Origin of the sequence: Bacillus cereus group sp. RP37 (genome assembly GCF_040459695.1) — a bacterium.
Lineage (GTDB): Bacteria > Bacillota > Bacilli > Bacillales > Bacillaceae_G > Bacillus_A.
Genome location: NZ_JARVHP010000001.1, coordinates 1127435 through 1147771, shown reverse-complemented (window position 1 = coordinate 1147771; position 20337 = coordinate 1127435). Strand labels below are relative to the sequence as shown.

Below are 20337 nucleotides of genomic sequence, written 5' to 3'. Positions count from 1 at the left end.
AGGAGTGAAGAATATGAAAAGATTAGGTATATTCTTATTCGTGCTTGTTCTTGGTTATATATTTTATTACGATATAAAAATCGGCACTTTACCGATGTTAAGTTCATATAAAAAAACAAATGCGGCCCAAACGATAAAACAAGAAAGTACAGATACAAAACAAAAGAAAGAGAACAAAGCAGAAAAAGAAACAGATGTCACTTATAAAACAATTGAAGTCAAAACAGGTGAGACAGTTCTTTCTATTACCGAACAAATTAACAAGAAAAAAATCCCTTCTATTGAAAAGGTAATTGATGACTTTAAACAACTGAACAAAAGTACATCTGCTACAAAAATACAAATTGGAAAGTCTTATAAATTCCCGTTATATCAATAAGCAATCACTTAATCCTTGTCAATTACATGAAGGCGCTGATACAATAGTAAAAGTGAAACCGAGCACTTCGGTTTCTATAGCCCTGTATCACGTATACTATCATTGATATGAGGGACTAAATAAGAAACTTCTTTTATAAGGAGAGCGATCTATTCGTGAATGAAATGACTCATCGTACAAAAACACGTCCAGTTAAAGTCGGTAATTTAACAATTGGCGGTAATAATGAATTAATTATACAAAGTATGACAACAACAAAAACACATGATGTTGAAGCAACAGTTGCTGAAATTAAACGTTTAGAAGAAGCTGGCTGTCAAGTCGTGCGTGTTGCTGTTCCAGACGAACGCGCAGCAAATGCTATTGCTGATATTAAAAAACAAATCAACATTCCACTTGTTGCTGATATTCATTTTGATTATCGCCTTGCTTTAAAAGCAATTGAAGGTGGCATTGATAAAGTACGTATCAATCCAGGTAACATTGGTCGTCGCCATAAAGTAGAAGCTGTTGTAAATGCAGCAAAAGAACGCGGTATTCCAATCCGTATCGGTGTAAACGCAGGTTCATTAGAGCGTCACATTTTAGAAAAGTATGGATACCCAACTGCAGATGGTATGGTCGAGAGCGCCCTACATCACATTAAAATTTTAGAGGACTTAGATTTCCACGATATTATCGTATCTATGAAAGCCTCTGATGTTAACTTAGCAATTGAAGCATACGACAAAGCTGCTCGTGCTTTTGATTATCCATTACATTTAGGCATTACAGAATCTGGAACATTATTTGCTGGAACTGTAAAAAGTGCCGCTGGTCTTGGAGCAATCTTAAATAAAGGCATCGGAAATACACTACGTATTTCATTAAGTGCTGACCCAGTTGAAGAAGTAAAAGTTGCGCGTGAACTATTAAAGTCATTCGGCCTTGCATCTAATGCAGCAACACTTATTTCTTGTCCAACTTGCGGTCGTATTGAAATTGATTTAATTAGCATCGCTAACGAGGTAGAAGAATACATCTCTACACTAAAAGTACCAATTAAAGTTGCAGTACTTGGCTGTGCTGTAAACGGTCCTGGTGAAGCTCGTGAAGCTGATATCGGTATTGCCGGTGCACGTGGAGAAGGATTATTATTCCGTAAAGGGCAAGTTGTTCGTAAAGTGCCAGAAGAAATAATGGTAGAAGAACTAAAAAAAGAAATCGACGTAATCGCTGCTGAAATGGCTGCTGAACGAGAAAAAGAAAAAGAAACTCAAGAACAATAAAAAGAAGGTTGCCCACAATATTTGTGAGCAACCTTCTTTTCTACGTAAAAAAGCTCGTCAGTTATATAACTGACGAGCTTTTACTTTGCACATTTTGGACAACGACCGTATATTTCAAACTTATGACCTGTTACTTCATAACCGTTAAAATCTTTATTCATAAAATCCATCGGGCAAGAAGTAATCTCTTTCGTTCCCCCGCAATCTAAACAAATAAAATGATGATGATGTTCCATAATAGAACATGTAAAACGAAAATGCTTTTCACCATTTAATTCCGTTTGTTCTAAAACACCGATTTCAGCAAACACCGTTAAGTTACGATAAATCGTATCAAAGCTAAGACCTGGATAATCATCCTTCATATGCTCTAAAACGTCTTTCGCCGTTAAATAACGATTGTGAGCTGCAAATAACCTGAGCATCTCTTCTCTTTTCCCAGTATGTTTGTATCCTTTATCTTTCATTAGGCGTAAAGCTTCTGTTAGATTCATATCTATCCCTACTTTATGCAGTTTTTTTCTTTTTCCATAAAATCGCACCAATTAAAATAAGAACTGCTATCATAACAATTGTACCACCTGGCGCTAGATTAAGTTGATACGAAGCAAACATTCCACCAATTACTGCAATTTCACCAAATAAAATGGAGAAGAAAATTGTTTGTTTAAATCCATTTGCAATACGAATACTTGCTGCAACTGGTAACGTCATTAATGATGATACGAGAAGAACCCCGACTACGCGCATTGATACCGCAATGACAAGAGCAACCAATATAATAAAAATAAAGTGAATCCACTTTGCACTCAAACCGGTTGATACAGCGTATTCCTCATCAAACGATAGTAAAAATAACTCTTTGTATAATAAAGTAATCGTTACAATAACAACAATTGCTACAATGCCGATGATTATTAAATCCGTACTTGTTACAGCACTTACACTACCAAATAAATAACTAAATAAATCTGTGTTAAATCCATTTGCAAGTGAAATAAAAATAACGCCAATCCCCATTCCTGCTGAAAGAATAATCGGAATTGCTAATTCTTGATAATGTTTATATACAGTACGTAATTTTTCAATAAGTAACGCCCCACCAATAGAAAAAATCATTCCCATATATAGCGGATTTAAAAATCCTCCTGTGAAAATTGTTTTTTCTAGTAGTAAACTTGCAGCAATACCCGATAATGTCACGTGACTTAATGCATCCGCAATAAGCGACATACGGCGAATGACAACAAATACACCGATAAGCGGCGCAACAAGCCCTATTAAAATCCCTGCATATAAAGAGTTACGTAAAAAGTCATATTGTAAAAAATCTTGTATCATTATATCCTCCCGTGATGCTCATGCTCGTGTTCTAAACGATGAACATGATGTCCATATAAGACGGACATTTCCGCATCTTCTAACTCTCGGAACTTCTCTACATTTCCATGGAAATGTAAATGTTGGTTTAAGCATGCAACATGTGTTACTTTCTCGGTAACAGCTCCCATATCGTGAGTAACGAGAATTAATGTGATTCCTAACCTTTTGTTTAAATCCTCTAATATCTCATAAAAACTTTCTACATTCTTCACATCGATTCCAACAGTGGGCTCGTCCAAAATAAGTAATTCAGGATCACTAACGAGCGCACGAGCAATAAATACACGCTGTTGTTGTCCACCGGAAAGTTCTCCTATATTGCGCCCTTGAAACTCACTCATCCCTACATCAGCAATCGCTTTTTCTACCTTTTCCTTATCGTTTTTCGTGAAAAAGCGAAACAGCCCTTTTTTCGAAACGAGTCCCATTGACACAACTTCAAAAACAGTTGCCGGAAAACCAGAATTAAAGCTATTTGCCTTTTGCGACACATAACCAACTTTGTTCCATTCTTTAAACTTCTTACTATCAACACCAAACAAACGAATACTTCCCTGTTTTGGCTTTAAAACGCCTAATAAACATTTTAGCAAAGTTGATTTCCCAGAACCATTCGGTCCAACTAAACCTAAAAAAGCTCCCTTCGGAACTTGCAAATTAATATCTTCTAACACATTTCGATCTTCATATCGAAATGACAATCCTTCTATTTCTAATATATTATTCATAGCATCTCACCTATTTTAATTCAGAATGATTCCGATTTATATCTATTTGAATTATAGTACAGCTTATTATAGTTGTAAACCAATCTGCCTAAAATATATCTACTTTTTTCAAGAAACCTTACTATTATAACAAAAAGCAGAGAAAAATTCTCTGCTTTCAAAAAAAATTCCTATAAAGTGAAACCTTAATCAGATGAGGCCATCCCCTACCGATTATTTGCCCTCACCAATCGGGATTTTACGGGCAGTAGCTCTCCGCCTAACTGCTTTGCCCCATCCGAATTTTGAGGTGAGAGTTTTACTGCCCTCAAATAGCTGGATAACTTTTTTAGTGAATAGCCGATTTAAACTTACCGCCATTTGTCTCTTGTGTACTCATAATCGTAACAAACGCATTCTCATCAATTTCATACACAATTGATTTTAACTTTGTCACTTCCAGACGTGTTACAACTGCATAAATAACTTCTTTTTCTTTATCCGTGTAACCGCCTTTCGCTACAAGCTTTGTAGTTCCACGACCAAGACGATGCAAAATCGCATTTGATACTTCCTCATATTGATCTGATACAATTAAAACTGCTTTCGTTTCATCTAAACCTTGAATGACTGTATCAATTGTTTTGAATGCGATATAGTACGTCATAACAGAATACATAGCTTGTTCAACACCAAATACAAATGCTGCCCACGCAAAAATGAATAAGTTCACAAACATTACAAATTCGCCAACAGAGAAAGGTAATTTCTTCGTTAATAAAATCCCCATAATTTCTGTTCCGTCCATTGATCCACCATGACGAATAACGAGCCCTACACCAATACCTAAAATAAGACCACCAAACACTGTCGCTAAAATTGGCTCCGTTGTAAATGGCGGAACAGCATGTAACGTTGATTCAATAAACGCTAAAGCTACAATACCGAACGCCGAAGATAGCATGAACGTTTTTCCGATTTGCTTATAACCTGAATACATAAATGGGATATTGAGAATAACGACTAAAGTAGAGAAACTTAACCACCAAATATTCGGAGTAAGATAATCTAATATAAGAGAAATACCAATAATTCCACCATCAATAATTTTATTTGGCATTAAAAATAGTTCAATCGCTACCGCTGCGCATGCTGCACCAAAAATAATCATAACTAAACGATAAATAAGATGGATAACACTCTCTTTTCGATGTTGCTTTTGCTCCATAAGTCCTCCCTATACTCTTTTTCTATAGTTTTGTCCTTATATTATAACATACGCTTCTTTTTCTCATGAAAAAAGAAACTCTATACGAATATGTACAAGCTACGTACTCATATATTTCGATAGAAGAACGTGTGAAGGAGGATAACTTAATGAACCTCATTAAACAACTTGTAAATAAAAAATTAAATCATATTTCTACAAAAGAGTTATTGAAATATAGCAAAGAATATGAAGTTTCTATTACAACTGCCCAAGCCGATCAAATTGTTTTACTTATGAAAGGAAAGAATATTAACATTTACGATAATGACGAACGACTAGAGCTCTTAAAACAAATAGCAAAAGTAACCTCCCCTGCTACTGCACAACAAGTAAATACTTTATTTCAACAACTACTAAAATAAGGAGGGGAAAACCCCCTCCTTATTGCTTATTGCGCTTTAATTTTCTCAAGAAGTCCTTCATCAAAAGTACCATTTTTCAGCATTTCGATTTCTAATTTATATGGTGGCTTCTTATCTTTTTTATCTTCACCTACATATGGCGTTTCAAGAATTTTTGGTACATGCATTAACTGCGGATGATGCACAATATGATGCAACGCTTTATAACCAATATGACCGAAACCGATGTTTTCATGACGGTCCTTTCCTGCGCCGCGTACATTTTTACTATCATTAATATGAAGTACTTGCAAACGATCAATACCAACAATTTTATCAAATTCGTTTAATACACCGTCAAAGTCATTTACAATATCATATCCGGCATCGTGCGTATGACATGTATCAAAGCATACTGATAGTTTTTCATTATATTTTACACCATCAATAATCTTTGCAATTTCTTCAAAGCTACGACCGCATTCTGTTCCTTTTCCTGCCATCGTTTCTAACGCAATATTAACCGTCTGCTCTGGCGTTAATACTTCATTAAGTCCTTTAATAATTTGTTGAATACCAGCATCCGCCCCTGCACCAACGTGCGCACCTGGGTGAAGAACGATTTGTTTCGCCACACCTAATGCCGATGTTCTTTCAATTTCCATACGAAGGAAATCTACACCTAATTGGAATGTTTCTGGCTTCGTCGTATTCCCGACATTAATAATATACGGCGCATGTACGATAATTTCCTCAATACCGTTTAATTCCATATGTTTTCTTCCTGCTTCTATATTCAATTCTTCAATTGGTTTTCTTCTTGTATTTTGTGGTGCACCTGTATAAATCATAAACGTCGTTGCACCGTATGAAACAGCCTCTTCACTTGCTGCTAATAACATATTCTTACCACTCATGGAAACATGAGATCCAATCTTTAACATACAATCACCTCTTCAATATACAATAGATATAATGATAGCATAATTTGTAGAAATATGTAGTGAATTGTTTGTTCCTAAAACACTACACAAACTTCAACTAGCTACAACGAAACTTCAATCAGAGTTTTTCCATTATCTAGCAAATAGCAGGATAAAAAAAAATAAGGGAAATCCCTTATCTTTTTTTATTGCTATATTTTCTCTTCACTTTGTCACGTTCAGTTGCAAGCTTACGTTTATAGTTTGGTTTTACTTTTTTCGGCTTTTTAATAACTTTTGTTGCCATAACGTCAAGTTCATCATTTGGTTTTTTACGGCTCTTACGACGGCGACGTTCACCTAAATCCGCCCACTCATCTCCGCGTAAATCTACATGCTTGAACTCAATATGACGTTGTTTTTCTAAACTATCTAATGCTTCTTCGTTTGCTGGATCATAAATCGTCACTGCAATACCTGAATGCCCTGCACGTGCTGTTCTTCCAACGCGGTGAACGAAGAAATCTAAATCTGATGGAAGTTCGTAGTTAATAACATGACTAATTCCTTCAATATCAATACCACGAGCTGCTAAATCGGTTGCAACAATATATTGGAATTCAAGGTCACGGATTTGTTTCATCATTTTTTTACGATCACGTGGTGATAAATCTCCGTGAATTCGTCCAACCTTTAAGCCACGTTCCATTAATCCGTCAGCAACCTGATCCGCCATCTTTTTCGTATTCGTGAAAACAACTGCTAAATACGGTTTAAATTGTAGCAACATTTTGTTCACTAAATCGATTTTGTTACGATGTTTAGAAGGTACTAAATAATGCTCAATATTTCCAGCCGCCACTTGTTTTGGATTGATATGAATATGCTCTGGATTTTCCATATATTTCTTCAGAAACGGTTTTAGTTTTTGAGGAATTGTTGCAGAGAAAACTAGCATTTGCAAGTTTTTAGGCATGCGTGCTGCAATTTTGTCTACATCATGAATGAATCCCATATCAAGCATTAAGTCTGCTTCATCGACAATAATAGTATTTGCTTTATGAACAAATAGCGCTTGCTCTTCTACTAAATCTTTAATACGTCCTGGTGTTCCAACTACAATATGAGGTTGTTTTTTCAACTTTTCAATTGAGCGTTGTTTATCAGTTCCACCAATTAAACAGCGTGCTGTAATCATTTGATCTTCCGCACAAAACTTTGTTAATTTCACGATTTCTTCGTAAATTTGTTGTGCTAACTCACGAGTAGGCGCTGTAATAACAAGTTGTACTTCTTCACGACTTGCATTAATTCTGTTCAATGTAGGAAGTAAGTATGCATGTGTTTTCCCAGAACCTGTTTGGGATTGTCCAATTACACTTACACCTTTTTTCACGACTGGGAAAATTTTCTTTTGAATTCCTGTCGGCTCTGTAAAGCGTAGTTCACGAACTGCATCTATTAAAAATGGTTTAAAATCATACTGTGTAAAAGTTTGTTGTGTCATAAGTTACACCTTCTTTCTAAATTTCTACTGCGCGCACAAATCAGTCAAGTCTACATTATATCGAAATCTACAAATAAAAGCCATCTTTAGTTTAGGTTTTTACTTCAAAAACTAACCTTCTTCTCTCTTATTGCATATTGTATGTGTATATACCTAACTGAAGAAAGGAGGATTTCTCACATGTTTCCAAAATCCCCCATGAGGCAGATGTACCCGAATCCAGGCCAGCAGCAACCTTATACACCATATCCAATTCCACAACTACCACCGATGGCACAAAAAAAGAAAGGGTTCCTTGCTAAACTCTTTAAAAAACACGATCCAACCGAACCTTTCATGCAAATGGTTCCGCCTTATCGACAAATGGAAGGGCCACCGCCAATGATGCACCAGCAACCGCCACCCGAATATCGACAACAATATCAACAGCAATATCAACAGCAACCGCAATACCAACAACAATACCCGCAGCAATACTCACAACAATATCAGCCATACATGCAGCAGCATCCGGAGCAAATGATCCCCCCTCAAATGTATGAATCAAATGAAAGTCGCGGCGGTTCATCAACTACAGCAGCATCAAGCAGCGGCATCGGCAGTTTTTTTGCGAATTTAATTTCAAATCCAACTAATATGATAAACAATATCGAAAAAGTATCCCAAGTCGTTCAATCTGTAAGCCCTGTCGTCGAACAGTATGGTCCCATTATGCGTAACCTACCAAGCATTGTTAAAATCCTCACCTCTGGAAAAAGTACGGAAGAAGATCAAACTGAAGATCAAGCTGAAGACATAACAGAAAAGGTTAAGGTAGCAACTCCGCCTCCTCCACAAAAAAAAAGAAAAAGAAAAAAAATAGTGATTGAGCCAGTCATAGAAAAAGAAATACGAGAGGAGCCTGTTCAAAAAATAGCAACAAAACCAAAACTATATGTGTAACAATCCTTTGTTTTCTATCCACTCCTCCTTTATAATGTAAAAGACTATGCACAAAAGTATCCCTTGTTTAGAAGGAGAGGATTACTCATATGAAAATTGTTAAAATTTCCCCTCGTGGTTATTGCTACGGTGTTGTGGACGCGATGGTTATTGCACGTAACGCCGCATTAGATACATCATTACCAAGACCTATTTATATTTTAGGTATGATTGTTCACAACAAACATGTAACAGATGCATTCGAAGAAGATGGCATCATTACATTAGACGGTCCAAGTCGATTAGAAATTTTGGATAAAATTGATTCTGGTACTGTTATTTTCACTGCACACGGTGTTTCTCCAGAAGTTAAACAACGCGCAAAAGAAAAAGGTTTAACAACAATCGATGCCACTTGCCCAGATGTTACAAAAACACATGACCTTATTGAAGCAAAGAAAGCTGAAGGTTACCATGTCATTTATATCGGCAAAAAAAATCATCCAGAACCAGAAGGCGCAGTTGGTATTGCACCTGATATCGTTCATCTTATTGAAAGAGCTGATGATTTAAAAACATTAGAAATTCCAACGGATAAAATTTTAGTTACAAATCAAACAACAATGAGCCAATGGGATGTTCAACATTTAATGGAGGACATTCAGAAGAAATTCCCAACAGCAGAATTCCATAAAGAAATCTGTTTAGCAACTCAAGTTCGCCAAGAAGCTGTCGCTAAACAAGCTGATGTTGCAGACTTAACAATTGTTGTTGGCGATCCGAAAAGTAACAATTCAAACCGTTTAGCACAAGTATCACAAGAAATCGCTGGCACGAAAGCATTCCGCGTTGCAGACGTAAGCGAAATCAAATTAGAATGGCTCCAAGGTGTAGAAAACGTAGCTGTTACAGCAGGTGCTTCTACTCCAACTCCAATTACAAAAGAGGTTATCGCTTTCTTAGAGCAATATGACCCAATGAATCCCGCTACATGGGAGAGAGTTCGAAAAGTACCGTTACAAAAAATATTACCTCGCGTAAAAGTGAAAAAAGAACAATAATAAAAACCGTTGCCTATACGTGCAACGGTTTTTATTTCTTATACAAATGTAAATGGATCTGTATGTAACTGCGAAGCATGAATGTGTACATTGAGTTTCTTAGCATCCACTTTTTCTTGTAATTGCTTTTGCACACCTTGCTTCATTACTTTTTCAACGTTATGTCCTGGGTCAACTATATTTAAACCGAGCATCATCGCATCATGAGCAACATGATAATACATATCACCTGTTACATATACATCCGCTCCTTTAAATTTAGCTTGATTGATGTATTTGTTACCATCGCCACCAAGTACAGCTACTTTACGCACTTTATCATCTAATTTCCCAACAACTCGTGCACCCTTTACATCTAATGATTGCTTTACATGTTCCGCAAACTGTCCAAGTGTCATTTCTTCTTGTAAATAGCCTATTTTTCCAAGCCCTAATGTTTCGCCTTTGTTATCAAGTGGGTACACATCATATGCTACTTCTTCATATGGATGCGCCGTTACTATTGCTTTAATCACTTTTCGCTGTAGTGAAGCTGGAATAATCGTTTCGATTCGCACTTCTTCTACGCGTTCTAACTGCCCAGTTTCCCCGATATAAGGATTTGTTCCCTCTTGAGGTACAAACGTACCTGTACCCTCGCTACTAAACGTACAGTGGCTATAATTGCCGATATGACCAGCACCTGCGTCTCCTAATGCTTTTCTTACTTCTTCTGCATGAGTTACTGGCACAAACACAACAATTTTTTTCATTTCTTCTGCGTATGTCGGTGCCAAAACTTCTGTATTTTGCAATCCTAACGCCTCAGCAAGTAAATCATTTACCCCGCCCTTAGCAACATCCACATTTGTATGCGCTGCATAGATTGCAATATCATTTTTCATACACTTTTCAATAATTTTCCCATACGCCTTATCTGTATGAATCGCTTTTAACGGGCTAAAAATTAAAGGGTGATGAGCAATAATAACATTCGCTCCTAGTTGAATTGCTTCATCCACAACTTCTTCCGTTACATCTAACGCAATTAATACGTGCTGCACGGGTTTATTAAGCGCTCCAATCTGCAGGCCAATCTTATCTCCTTCCATCGCCAAATGCTTCGGATACATACTTTCAAATAACGAAATAATTTCATGGCCATTTGGAATTTTACTCATGATAAAACCTCCTCTATCATTTTCATTTTCACTTCTACTTCCGCACGCTTCGCTTTTGTTTCTTCAGAATCAACCGCACGTTCTAACTGCTTTAAAATATTTTGGAAGTTTTTTAATTCCCCTTCCCATTTTTCAACGAAAGCTTCACTTTTTTCTTTTATTAAAAATGGTCCCATAAACAATTCAGCTTGTTTATTTTCAGAATAAGGCAACGTGATGTTTCCTCGCTCCCCTACTAAAATCTCGTAAATTTTCCCATCTTCTTTTACGATTTTTTCATGGATAAGCTCCCATCCATTCTCAATAAACCATTCACGAATGTGATGTGCTGCAATATTCGGCTGTAAAATTAAACGTGTTACACCTTCTAATTTTTCTTTACCACTTTCTAAAATGTCACGAATTAACGCTCCGCCCATTCCAGCAACCGTAATTACATCTACTTCTCCTGGCGCGATAACAGCTAATCCGTTCCCTTTACGCACATCTATTTTATCTTGTAAGCCACTTTCAGCTACAGTTGCTTGCGCAGAGCGAAATGGTCCATCTACAACCTCTCCTGCAACTGCTTTTGTAGCAATATTATTTATAATTGTATAACACGGTAAATACGCATGATCCGACCCAATATCAGCAACTGTAGATCCTACTGGTATTTCACGTACAACTTCTTCTAATCGTTTTGAAAGCTTTACTTCATTCATGTATTTCCATTACTCCTTCTCTTGTCAGTCTGTCTCCATGATAATGAATTTATAGTAGTTGTTGCAAGCCCATAACAACAATTCACTTCTCTATCATTCATCGTATTTTAGAAAATATAGAAAAACAAGCCCTTTGCATAAGCAAAAGGCTTGTCATACGGAACTTTATTTTTTCTTAGACAACCAATCAGCTACTTTAGCGGCTTGATCAGCTGGAACTATATTGGCAGGCATATTGCCTTTTCCTTTCGAAAGAATTTCTTTAATTTCATCTTTCGAAAGTTTCCCACCAATTTTTTGTAAATTAGGTCCTACTGCCCCTTGTAACTGATCGCCGTGGCAGCTCGTACAGCTTTGCTTTACAATATCCTCTGGCTTTGATGCTGTTTGTGCTGGCTTCCCGCCATTTTTTGCATCAGCTAACTCTTTAGATTTATTTAGCCCCTGAAATGAAAATACAAACATAACGATAATACCTAATGCTGCAATAAGAGCGAACGGAATCAGCGGATTACGTTTCATATCTCTTCTCCCCCCTCTATACCGCTAAATAGTTAGATGATTCAGTCATTTCCATTGTACTTGAAAACGCTCTATCAGAAAAGAGTAAACTACTAATCGTTAAAAATATTCCATAAATTCAGTTTATTGTTTTTTATTTTTATATCGCTTATTATTTCGATAATTATTAACGTTTTTCATCATATTTTTCACTTTTCTACATATATTTTTGTATAGAATAAACAAAATTAATCGAAAAATCGAAAAATGAGCATTTGCAAATCAAAAGACAATTCTGTAAAATAAATTACAAGAAATTGTAATCGTTGCCGATAGATAAAGTTTAACAAAAATTAACAAAACAAAAAAGTTTACTTCACAAAGGTGAAGTAAACTTAAAGGTAGCCTATTCTAAGAAATCCTTAAGACGCTTACTACGGCTTGGATGTCTTAATTTACGAAGTGCTTTTGCTTCAATTTGACGGATACGTTCTCTCGTTACGCCGAATACTTTCCCAACTTCTTCAAGCGTACGAGTTCGTCCATCATCTAAACCAAAACGAAGACGTAGAACATTTTCTTCACGATCTGTTAGTGTATCTAACACATCTTCTAATTGTTCTTTTAGCAATTCATACGCTGCATGGTCCGCAGGCGATGTTGCTTCTTGGTCTTCAATAAAATCACCTAAATGGGAGTCATCTTCTTCACCAATCGGTGTTTCAAGAGAAACTGGCTCCTGTGCAATTTTTAAGATTTCGCGTACTTTTTCCGGAGCAAGATCCATTTCCTCACCAATCTCTTCTGGAGATGGTTCACGTCCTAAATCTTGTAGTAATTGACGTTGTACACGAATTAACTTATTAATCGTTTCAACCATATGAACTGGGATACGAATTGTTCTTGCTTGGTCTGCAATCGCACGTGTAATTGCTTGGCGAATCCACCAAGTTGCATACGTACTAAATTTGAAACCTTTACGATAATCGAACTTTTCAACCGCTTTAATTAGACCCATATTCCCTTCTTGGATTAAGTCTAAGAAAAGCATACCGCGGCCCACGTAGCGCTTTGCAATACTTACTACAAGACGTAAGTTTGCTTCTGCAAGACGACGTTTCGCTTCTTCATCGCCTTCTTCAATACGCGTTGCAAGTCGAATTTCTTCTTCTGCGGATAATAAATCTACACGACCAATTTCTTTTAAATACATACGAACAGGATCGTTGATTTTAACCCCAGGTGGTACACTTAAATCATTGAGGTCGAATTCTTCTTCCGATTTTGCTATTTGGCGATTATTAGGACCTTCGTCGTTGTCATTGTCGCCAACTAAGTCAATCCCTTGTTCACCTAAATATTCATAGTATTCATCCATTTGATCGGATTCAATTTCAAATCCATTCATGCGTTCTGCAATCTCTTCATATGTAAGAACGCCACGTTTTTTTCCGAGCTCAGTGAGTTGTTCTTTCACTTGCTCAAGGGTCATTTCAGTTTCAATTTGTTTAGAACGAGCTGGTTTGTCAGCCATCTGTTCCCCTCCTTACGCGAGATACAAACATTCATTATACTAAAAATTTATCAAAAAAGCTATTTTCTCGCTTTTTGATTTTGTAAATACGCTACATAATATTTAGCAGCCTCTACAGGATCCGTTTTTTCCATCTGTTTTACCTTAAAGATGATTTCCATCTTTTCAAGTTTTTCTTGATGACGTCTAAGCGTCTCCAAATGGCCTTGTAACACTTCTTCTGTGTATTCTGGATTAATAAATTCATCCGTCGAAATATCAGTGATAATATTTTTCAACTTTTCATCAGAGAGCCAACTTAAAAATGTTCCGACTGAAGGTTCATTTCCCTTTTCATAATATGCGTATAGTTCATATAAAATCCCTTTATGTTCTTCTGTATGAAAATCTTCTATGTGGGATTCCATACGAACAGCCACTTCTGGACTTTGCAACATATGGTAAATAATTTCTCTTTCTGCCCTTTCAAAACCTGTTAACTTCGGCTTTGTTTGAACAATTTGAGACGGCTTAGAAACCTGCTTTACTTGTTTTTGCTGTACCTTTTGTTCTTTGCGATATTGGTGCAATTGATTCAAAAGTGTTTCCATTGAATACGAAAATTCTTGCGATAATGACTTCAAATATGATTCTGCCTGCATCGCATCCTGTAACAACGATAACTCTTTTAAAACACTTTTCACATATTCTTCTTTGCCAGACTCATCTTGCAAATTTTTCCCTAAACGCAAATAATTTATTTTAAAACCAACAAAACTTATACTTGATTTTACAAGATTTTCAAAAGCAGTTGTCCCATATTGTTGCACATATTCATCAGGATCAAGCTTATCTGGCAAGGATGTAACTTTCACTTGGCAACCAACTTGCAACAATAATCGTCCGGCTTTCATCGTCGCTTCTCGTCCTGCTTTATCACCATCATAGCAAAGAACAACAGTTTCAACGTTACGTCGCAGAAGTTTTGCTTGTTCTTCAGTTAAAGCTGTTCCCATTGTCGCAACAGCCTCTTCCACACCACTTTTTACCGCAGCTAGTACGTCGGCATACCCTTCAAAAAGGACCACTTGCCCACGTTTTCTAATAAACGGCCTCGCTTGGTGGAAGTTATACAACAATTTACTTTTGTGAAAAATTGGTGTTTCAGGGCTATTTAAATATTTCGGAGTGTCATCTCCTAACGCCCTTCCACTAAACGCTATCACTTTACCTTGTAACGTATAGATTGGAAACATGACCCTTCCACGGAAGCGATCATAATGACTACCATCCTTCTCGCTTCTTATGAGAAGACCAGCTTGTTCCATACTAGACAGCGATAAACCTCTTTTTTGTAAAATTTTCGTTGCTGCATCCCAAGCAGGTGACGCATAACCAATTTCAAACTTCTCAATCATCTCTTTCGTAATACCACGTTTTAACAAATACGAAAGTGCTTCATTTCCTTCTTCTGTATTTACTAATAAATGATGATAATACTTTTTCAACAGTTCATGAGCTTGTTGCATGATGACAGTGTCATCAGATATGTCTTCTTGTTGTCCTTGCCCTGATGTATACTCTGCAACCGCAATTCCATTTCTTTCACCTAGCTTTTGAACAGCCTCGGTAAAAGCCAATCCTTCCATTTTCATTAGAAAGGAAAATACATTTCCACCTTCTCCACATCCGAAGCAATGAAAAATTTGCTTATCAGATGAAACAGAGAATGAAGGAGAATTCTCACCATGAAATGGACAAAGGCCGAAATAGTTACGCCCCTGTTTTCTAAGTTGAACGTATTCACCAATCACTTCTACAATATCCGATGACGTCCGAATCTGTTCAACAACTTCTTCGGGAATTCTGTTCCCCATAAATCCATCTCCGTGTCGTATTTTGTATTCGATATAAATTAAAAAATTCCTTTATAATTCGACAATATTTTTTCTAAACTTATTAGAAAGTGTTGTCGATCACGTTATCAAACGATTTTGCAGGCCCTTTTCTGCGTAATTTCGCAGATATGTACCTACTATATAAAATTGTATCCATTTGCTCATCTGTTACAAATGTACCTCCTGGAGACAATACATATACACTTTTTCATAAGAAGACTAGCAAGCACTATATCCTATATGATCACGAGATCTGTTTCTTTTGCATGTTGATAAATCAACTTTAGCTTATCCAGCATCTACATAGATCCAATTTCCCTTGCTACTTCCTTAAACGATGAGCATACGATGTGACAAACAAAATTTCGACATGAACTTTCGTTCCAACTTGCACAATTTTCAGCCTTCACAGGATATGCCTCTGCATCAACTAATACGATATTGATGTTTTGCATATTTCTGTATTCTACATCCCTTCTGCGAATCCTTCCATAATGTGCGTTTTCTTGTATAGATTTTGTCGATTTAACGTAATTACATGTCTTTTCGTAAATCCTATCCCTAGTTTATTCTGAAAAATTAAAGTCTAAACGTAAAATATAGGTTTTTATCACAATTTTTTATTATAATATATTTTCTTCAACTACGCTACATATCCCTTTATTTTTTCATCTTCTATTTCAGGATAACGAAACCCTACCTTTAACATAATAAAAAGACAGAAGAATATAAGTATAACCACTCCGCCATAATCTATTACGAAATCAACAGGCATTGTGTTTCTCACGAGCGAAAAAAGCACATTCACCTTTGGTAAATGTGCTAAAACATTTTTTGGTTTTGCACTGCATTCACAATAATGTTGGCTGTTTCTTCAATTGCTTTATTCGATACATCAATTACTTGACAATGTATTTTACCAACTACATTCTCAAAGTGATCAATTTCTTCTTTAATACGATTAATATTGGCATATGTTGCACCGTCACTTAGTCCCAGTGATTTCAATCGCTCTTTTCGAATATGATTCAACTTATCTGGCGTAATTTTCAAACCGAAGCATTTTTCTTTAGCCACTTGATATAATTCTTCAGGCGGATCTACTTCTGGTACGAGTGGTACATTGGCAACTTTTAAACGTTTGTTATGAGCTAAATATTGAGAAAGTGGCGTTTTTGATGTGCGCGAAATCCCAATCAACACGATATCTGCTTTTAAAATACCACGTGCGTCTCTACCATCATCATACTTTACAGCAAACTCAATCGCTTCAATCTTTTTAAAGTATTCTTCATCTAATCTACGAACAACACCCGGCTCATATCTCGGCACTTGCCCTGTAATTTCTTCAATTTGATCAATTAGAGGCCCGATAATATCATATGCCTCTACGCCTTCTTTCGCAGCCTCTGTCACTAAATACTGGCGCATGTCAGGCTTTACTAACGTAAAACAGATAAGCGCTTGATTGCTCTTAGCAATCGAAATCACTTCTTTTAATGTCCCTGTATCTTCTACATACGGTACACGTCTAATATCAGGAGCAAATGGGAATTGCCCCATTGCCGCTCGAACAACCAAATCAGCCGTTTCTCCAACAGAGTCAGATACGACATATACGATTTTATTATCCATTTCATTACCTCACTTTAAACAAATTACACTTATTCGTTATTTACTAAGTTTACAAACGCACGTGTAATATTTGTTTTTGTAATTCGTCCAATCACTTCTAAACCTTGTTTCGTATCTTTTACAACTGGCATCGCATCAATCTGTCTTTCTATTAATTCCATCGCAATATCATATAAAGAATCTTCTCTACGACACATCGTAATGTTTGGCATCCTTGTCATGATAATATTAACCGGAAGAGAGGTTAAATCCTGCTTTCCTAAGCTAGCTCGTAATAAATCTTTACGAGATACAACGCCAACTAATAGAATCGCTTGATCTACAACAAATAATGTACCTACGTCCTCTAAAAACATCGTACAAATTGCATCGTATACTGAGACATTTTTATCAATTACAACTGGTCTAGATTGATAATCTTGTACTTTAATTTTCTTAACAGCTTCAGATAATAGCTGCCCCCCAGTTTTACCCGTATAAAAATAACCTACGCGTGGACGCGCTTCTAAATAACCAGCCATCGTTAAAATTGCTAAGTCTGGTCTTAGCGTTGCACGTGTTAATCCCAATTGCGCAGCAATTGACTCCCCTGTAATAGGACCGTGATCTTTTACAATCTGAATGATATGTTCTTGCCGTTTATTCAGCTCTATGATAATCACCACCTTTAATGCACAACGAAAAAAGTTATACTATCTCTTAAATATTATATACTAAATATGCTATTCGAAAAAGATAGGATGTAAAAAGGACCGTATACGGCCCAAAATTAAATTTGAAACTTATCAAGTTGTTCTAAGAAACGTCTTGATTTCAAATAAATCCCGCAATATTCATCATAATATGTATTCAATACTAAACGCATTTGTTTTTTTGTGCTATCCTTCACTGATACATTGCCAAGTCTATGTAAATCGAAGTGGTAGAAAAGACGTAATAATTTATGAACCGCTTCCCCCACTGGTATACGATACTGGTCCTGCTCAGCATGACGCGAGCACAGAAAACCGCCTTCCCGAACAGAGAAGGCGACAAAATCTGTTTCTTGATGACAAATCGCACATGTATCAAAGTACGGGCGCATCCCTAATACCGGAAGCATTTTCGTTTGATAAATTAATGACAATACTTCTGGATCAACACCCTCACACATATAATGCAACGTTTGATATAACATTTCAAATAAATATGGATTATGTTTTTTATCTTCTGTTGCTTTATCAGTTAACTCGACAATAAATGATGCATAAGCAGTTAAAAATATATCCTCGCGAATTTCTTTCATAGTTGAAATAATCTCGCCTTGTTGCAAAGTTCCAAGTCCAGATCCCATTTGAATAAGAAAATTACCATGGGTCATAAGTTGCGAAACAGATGCTAACCGACTTTTCGGTTTTTTCGCGCCTCTTGCCATTGCACTTACCTTACCCAATTCTCTTGAGAATATTGTAACAATCTTGTTCGTTTCTCCGTAATCTGTCGTACGGATAACGATGCCCTCAACTTTTTGAAACATGTTCGTCACCATCCAAGGTTTGAACAAAACGGGTCAAGAAATTGGAGAGTCTAGATGCGCTAGCTCCTCTTCATGTTGATCCATCTCATCGTTTACGTCTTTTTCCATTTCTTTCAAAAGCAAGTACGTTTCAATGCTTCCTGTTTTGGAGAAAAACTTCCAGGTAAAATCTAGCATAAGAATCCACCTTTCTCAATAAGCGTAGCCTATAAACCAATTTCCTTTGTTGTTATTAAATTGACCCATTTTGTCCATTTTCATGTGAGAAAAATTTTTCCTAATTTATCAAAACTCATAAAAACCAATAATCAGCGGATGAACAAAACATCCACTGATTACAACTTTGCTCTATTTTAGTACTCGTCTTCGCGGAAACCAAGGTCACGAAGCTGAGACATTTTATTACGCCAATCTTTTTGCACTTTTACCCATACTTCTAAAAATACTTTAGAACCAAGTAATGCTTCAATATCAAAACGAGCTCGCTTACCAACTTCTTTTAACATCTTCCCTTGTTTTCCGATAATAATTCCTTTTTGCGATGGACGTTCAACAACAATCGTTGCATTAATATAAACTGCCCCGCCTTCGCGTTTTTGAATTGCATCGATAACAACAGCCACAGAATGCGGCACTTCTTCACGTGTTAAATGTAGTACTTTCTCACGAATAAGCTCTGCAATAATAAATCTCTCTGGATGATCCGTTACTTGATTATCTGGGTAGTATTGTGGTCCTTCTGGTAAATACTTTTTAATTGTTCCAATTAAAGCGTCCACATTATTACCGTCTAATGCAGAAATCGGCACAATCTCTGCGAACTCATGTAGTTTGCGATATTGATCAATTAACTCTAATAATTGCTCCGGATGAAGTTGGTCAATTTTATTAATTACTAAAAATACTGGTTGTTTCGTTTCTTTTAATTTCTCAATAATAAATTCCTCACCACGACCAAATCCTTCAACTGCATTGACCATAAACAGAACAATATCAACTTCTTTTAATGTCGTTTGAGCCATCTTCACCATGAAGTCGCCTAGTTTATGTTTAGGTTTATGTATTCCTGGTGTATCAATGAAAATTACTTGTGAATCATTTTCTGTATATACGCCTTGAATTTTATTACGAGTTGTTTGTGGCTTGTCACTCATAATGGCAATTTTTTGCCCGATAATACGATTTAAAAATGTAGATTTTCCAACATTCGGTCTGCCAATAATAGAGACAAAACCTGATTTATAACCTTTATTATTCATGTAAATCCTCCGCTAAAAATGCTCCTGGCAACAATTCTCCGACTGTCGTCTCTTGAACGTCACCATGTAAATTTGACAGGTATACTTTCGTATCCTGTTTACATAATTCTACCATAACTTGTCGACATGCTCCACAAGGAGGTACTGGACGCTTTGTATCCGCCACAATCGCGATAGCTACAAACTCTTTATCTCCTTCAGAAACCGCCTTAAATATAGCTGTTCTTTCTGCACAGTTACATAAGCCATATGATGCATTCTCAACATTACATCCACGATATACTTTTCCATCCTGTGTTAATAATGCTGCACCGACTTGAAATTTAGAATATGGTACGTACGCTTGTTTACGCGCTTCGATTGCTTCTTGAATTAATTGTTTACTATTCAT

General features: G+C 36.4%; 23 protein-coding genes. 5 read left to right on the top strand and 18 right to left on the bottom strand.

The genetic code is table 11. From position 1 onward, the window contains the following. Positions 1 to 13: 13 nt before the first annotated feature. Together QCI44_RS06075 and ispG are read left to right on the top strand one after the other, a co-directional pair. Positions 14 to 379: a hypothetical protein gene (locus tag QCI44_RS06075; RefSeq protein WP_000825407.1), complete on the top strand. Its 366-nt coding sequence runs from the start codon at positions 14 to 16 to the stop codon at positions 377 to 379. A 164-nt stretch (positions 380 to 543) separates the two neighbouring features. After that, complete coding sequence (ispG, locus tag QCI44_RS06070; RefSeq protein WP_141533940.1) at positions 544 to 1647, top strand: flavodoxin-dependent (E)-4-hydroxy-3-methylbut-2-enyl-diphosphate synthase; 1104 nt, start codon at positions 544 to 546, stop codon at positions 1645 to 1647. A gap of 80 nt (positions 1648 to 1727) precedes the next feature. On the opposite strand, the gene QCI44_RS06065 is transcribed toward ispG, so the two are convergent. The 4 genes from QCI44_RS06065 to QCI44_RS06050 form a co-directional block, all read right to left on the bottom strand. Then, positions 1728 to 2141: a Fur family transcriptional regulator gene (locus QCI44_RS06065; RefSeq protein ID WP_001054512.1), complete on the bottom strand. Its 414-nt coding sequence runs from the start codon at positions 2139 to 2141 to the stop codon at positions 1728 to 1730. 13 nt (positions 2142 to 2154) lie between these two features. After that, positions 2155 to 2988, bottom strand: a complete 834-nt coding sequence (locus tag QCI44_RS06060; protein WP_016086259.1) for a metal ABC transporter permease — start codon at positions 2986 to 2988, stop codon at positions 2155 to 2157. Beyond that, positions 2988 to 3758, bottom strand: coding sequence for a metal ABC transporter ATP-binding protein (locus QCI44_RS06055; RefSeq protein WP_001059649.1), 771 nt, complete (start codon positions 3756 to 3758; stop codon positions 2988 to 2990). Before QCI44_RS06055 ends, QCI44_RS06060 begins: the two co-directional genes overlap by 1 nt. 328 nt (positions 3759 to 4086) lie before the next feature. After that, on the bottom strand, positions 4087 to 4965 hold the full coding sequence (locus tag QCI44_RS06050; RefSeq protein WP_016086258.1) for a YitT family protein: 879 nt from the start codon (positions 4963 to 4965) through the stop codon (positions 4087 to 4089). Between the two features lie 149 nt (positions 4966 to 5114). Here QCI44_RS06050 and QCI44_RS06045 point away from each other — a divergent pair, with 149 nt between their 5' ends. Further along, positions 5115 to 5369, top strand: coding sequence for a DUF2624 domain-containing protein (locus QCI44_RS06045; RefSeq protein WP_001048965.1), 255 nt, complete (start codon positions 5115 to 5117; stop codon positions 5367 to 5369). 26 nt (positions 5370 to 5395) lie between these two features. Here QCI44_RS06045 and QCI44_RS06040 read toward each other — a convergent pair whose 3' ends face one another. Continuing rightward, positions 5396 to 6292 carry a deoxyribonuclease IV gene (locus QCI44_RS06040; RefSeq protein WP_000912471.1) on the bottom strand — a complete coding sequence of 299 codons (897 nt, stop codon included), beginning with the start codon at positions 6290 to 6292 and terminating at the stop codon, positions 5396 to 5398. A 175-nt stretch (positions 6293 to 6467) separates the two neighbouring features. Next, a complete protein-coding gene (locus QCI44_RS06035; protein ID WP_016086256.1) occupies positions 6468 to 7778 on the bottom strand; it encodes a DEAD/DEAH box helicase in 1311 nt (436 codons plus the stop codon). Between the two features lie 180 nt (positions 7779 to 7958). Here QCI44_RS06035 and vrrA point away from each other — a divergent pair, with 180 nt between their 5' ends. Together vrrA and QCI44_RS06025 are read left to right on the top strand one after the other, a co-directional pair. Beyond that, entirely contained in the window at positions 7959 to 8720 is a 762-nt protein-coding gene (vrrA, locus tag QCI44_RS06030; RefSeq protein ID WP_016086255.1) for a VrrA/YqfQ family protein, read from the top strand. A gap of 89 nt (positions 8721 to 8809) precedes the next feature. Beyond that, complete coding sequence (locus QCI44_RS06025; RefSeq protein WP_016086254.1) at positions 8810 to 9760, top strand: 4-hydroxy-3-methylbut-2-enyl diphosphate reductase; 951 nt, start codon at positions 8810 to 8812, stop codon at positions 9758 to 9760. A 38-nt stretch (positions 9761 to 9798) separates the two neighbouring features. Here the strand turns inward: QCI44_RS06025 and QCI44_RS06020 are convergent, their stop codons facing one another. The 12 genes from QCI44_RS06020 to QCI44_RS05965 all read right to left on the bottom strand — a co-directional run bounded on the left by QCI44_RS06020 (position 9799) and on the right by QCI44_RS05965 (position 20337). Then, on the bottom strand, positions 9799 to 10920 hold the full coding sequence (locus tag QCI44_RS06020) for a Nif3-like dinuclear metal center hexameric protein (protein ID WP_016135339.1): 1122 nt from the start codon (positions 10918 to 10920) through the stop codon (positions 9799 to 9801). Continuing rightward, complete coding sequence (locus QCI44_RS06015; RefSeq protein WP_016086252.1) at positions 10917 to 11624, bottom strand: tRNA (adenine(22)-N(1))-methyltransferase; 708 nt, start codon at positions 11622 to 11624, stop codon at positions 10917 to 10919. The genes QCI44_RS06020 and QCI44_RS06015 overlap by 4 nt, the downstream gene beginning before the upstream one ends. Positions 11625 to 11789: 165 nt before the next feature. Continuing rightward, on the bottom strand, positions 11790 to 12146 hold the full coding sequence (gene cccA, locus QCI44_RS06010; protein ID WP_000828141.1) for a cytochrome c550: 357 nt from the start codon (positions 12144 to 12146) through the stop codon (positions 11790 to 11792). A 385-nt stretch (positions 12147 to 12531) separates the two neighbouring features. Beyond that, positions 12532 to 13659 (bottom strand): RNA polymerase sigma factor RpoD, encoded by a 1128-nt coding sequence (gene rpoD / locus QCI44_RS06005; protein ID WP_000764060.1) that lies wholly within the window; start codon positions 13657 to 13659, stop codon positions 12532 to 12534. Between the two features lie 59 nt (positions 13660 to 13718). Beyond that, a complete protein-coding gene (gene dnaG, locus QCI44_RS06000; protein WP_016086251.1) occupies positions 13719 to 15515 on the bottom strand; it encodes a DNA primase in 1797 nt (598 codons plus the stop codon). A 320-nt stretch (positions 15516 to 15835) separates the two neighbouring features. Further along, positions 15836 to 15991, bottom strand: coding sequence for a hypothetical protein (locus QCI44_RS05995; protein ID WP_170959979.1), 156 nt, complete (start codon positions 15989 to 15991; stop codon positions 15836 to 15838). Between the two features lie 367 nt (positions 15992 to 16358). After that, positions 16359 to 17171, bottom strand: a complete 813-nt coding sequence (locus QCI44_RS05990) for a pyruvate, water dikinase regulatory protein (protein ID WP_016086250.1) — start codon at positions 17169 to 17171, stop codon at positions 16359 to 16361. A gap of 29 nt (positions 17172 to 17200) precedes the next feature. Next, on the bottom strand, positions 17201 to 17833 hold the full coding sequence (gene ccpN, locus QCI44_RS05985) for a transcriptional regulator CcpN (protein ID WP_016086249.1): 633 nt from the start codon (positions 17831 to 17833) through the stop codon (positions 17201 to 17203). A 107-nt stretch (positions 17834 to 17940) separates the two neighbouring features. After that, positions 17941 to 18687: a DNA repair protein RecO gene (gene recO, locus QCI44_RS05980; protein ID WP_016086248.1), complete on the bottom strand. Its 747-nt coding sequence runs from the start codon at positions 18685 to 18687 to the stop codon at positions 17941 to 17943. Positions 18688 to 18720: 33 nt separating this feature from the next. After that, a complete protein-coding gene (locus QCI44_RS05975) occupies positions 18721 to 18864 on the bottom strand; it encodes a YqzL family protein (protein ID WP_000883924.1) in 144 nt (47 codons plus the stop codon). Between the two features lie 176 nt (positions 18865 to 19040). Next, positions 19041 to 19946, bottom strand: a complete 906-nt coding sequence (era, locus tag QCI44_RS05970; protein ID WP_016086247.1) for a GTPase Era — start codon at positions 19944 to 19946, stop codon at positions 19041 to 19043. Next, on the bottom strand, positions 19939 to 20337 hold the full coding sequence (locus QCI44_RS05965; RefSeq protein ID WP_016086246.1) for a cytidine deaminase: 399 nt from the start codon (positions 20335 to 20337) through the stop codon (positions 19939 to 19941). The genes era and QCI44_RS05965 overlap by 8 nt, the downstream gene beginning before the upstream one ends.

Bases quoted from the DNA above. Each gene is read 5' to 3' on its own strand.
- cccA (WP_000828141.1), bottom strand. From the start codon at position 12,146: ATGAAACGTAATCCGCTGATTCCGTTCGCTCTTATTGCAGCATTAGGT.
- QCI44_RS05975 (WP_000883924.1), bottom strand. From the start codon at position 18,864: ATGCTAGATTTTACCTGGAAGTTTTTCTCCAAAACAGGAAGCATTGAA.
- QCI44_RS06075 (WP_000825407.1), top strand. From the start codon at position 14: ATGAAAAGATTAGGTATATTCTTATTCGTGCTTGTTCTTGGTTATATA.
- era (WP_016086247.1), bottom strand. From the start codon at position 19,946: ATGAATAATAAAGGTTATAAATCAGGTTTTGTCTCTATTATTGGCAGA.
- vrrA (WP_016086255.1), top strand. From the start codon at position 7,959: ATGTTTCCAAAATCCCCCATGAGGCAGATGTACCCGAATCCAGGCCAG.
- QCI44_RS06035 (WP_016086256.1), bottom strand. From the start codon at position 7,778: ATGACACAACAAACTTTTACACAGTATGATTTTAAACCATTTTTAATA.
- QCI44_RS05965 (WP_016086246.1), bottom strand. From the start codon at position 20,337: ATGAATAGTAAACAATTAATTCAAGAAGCAATCGAAGCGCGTAAACAA.
- QCI44_RS05990 (WP_016086250.1), bottom strand. From the start codon at position 17,171: ATGGATAATAAAATCGTATATGTCGTATCTGACTCTGTTGGAGAAACG.
- QCI44_RS06055 (WP_001059649.1), bottom strand. From the start codon at position 3,758: ATGAATAATATATTAGAAATAGAAGGATTGTCATTTCGATATGAAGAT.
- QCI44_RS06020 (WP_016135339.1), bottom strand. From the start codon at position 10,920: ATGAGTAAAATTCCAAATGGCCATGAAATTATTTCGTTATTTGAAAGT.
- QCI44_RS06025 (WP_016086254.1), top strand. From the start codon at position 8,810: ATGAAAATTGTTAAAATTTCCCCTCGTGGTTATTGCTACGGTGTTGTG.
- ispG (WP_141533940.1), top strand. From the start codon at position 544: ATGACTCATCGTACAAAAACACGTCCAGTTAAAGTCGGTAATTTAACA.
- dnaG (WP_016086251.1), bottom strand. From the start codon at position 15,515: ATGGGGAACAGAATTCCCGAAGAAGTTGTTGAACAGATTCGGACGTCA.
- recO (WP_016086248.1), bottom strand. From the start codon at position 18,687: ATGTTTCAAAAAGTTGAGGGCATCGTTATCCGTACGACAGATTACGGA.
- QCI44_RS06015 (WP_016086252.1), bottom strand. From the start codon at position 11,624: ATGAATGAAGTAAAGCTTTCAAAACGATTAGAAGAAGTTGTACGTGAA.
- QCI44_RS05995 (WP_170959979.1), bottom strand. From the start codon at position 15,991: ATGCAAAACATCAATATCGTATTAGTTGATGCAGAGGCATATCCTGTG.
- QCI44_RS06050 (WP_016086258.1), bottom strand. From the start codon at position 4,965: ATGGAGCAAAAGCAACATCGAAAAGAGAGTGTTATCCATCTTATTTAT.
- rpoD (WP_000764060.1), bottom strand. From the start codon at position 13,659: ATGGCTGACAAACCAGCTCGTTCTAAACAAATTGAAACTGAAATGACC.
- QCI44_RS06045 (WP_001048965.1), top strand. From the start codon at position 5,115: ATGAACCTCATTAAACAACTTGTAAATAAAAAATTAAATCATATTTCT.
- QCI44_RS06040 (WP_000912471.1), bottom strand. From the start codon at position 6,292: ATGTTAAAGATTGGATCTCATGTTTCCATGAGTGGTAAGAATATGTTA.
- QCI44_RS06065 (WP_001054512.1), bottom strand. From the start codon at position 2,141: ATGAATCTAACAGAAGCTTTACGCCTAATGAAAGATAAAGGATACAAA.
- QCI44_RS06060 (WP_016086259.1), bottom strand. From the start codon at position 2,988: ATGATACAAGATTTTTTACAATATGACTTTTTACGTAACTCTTTATAT.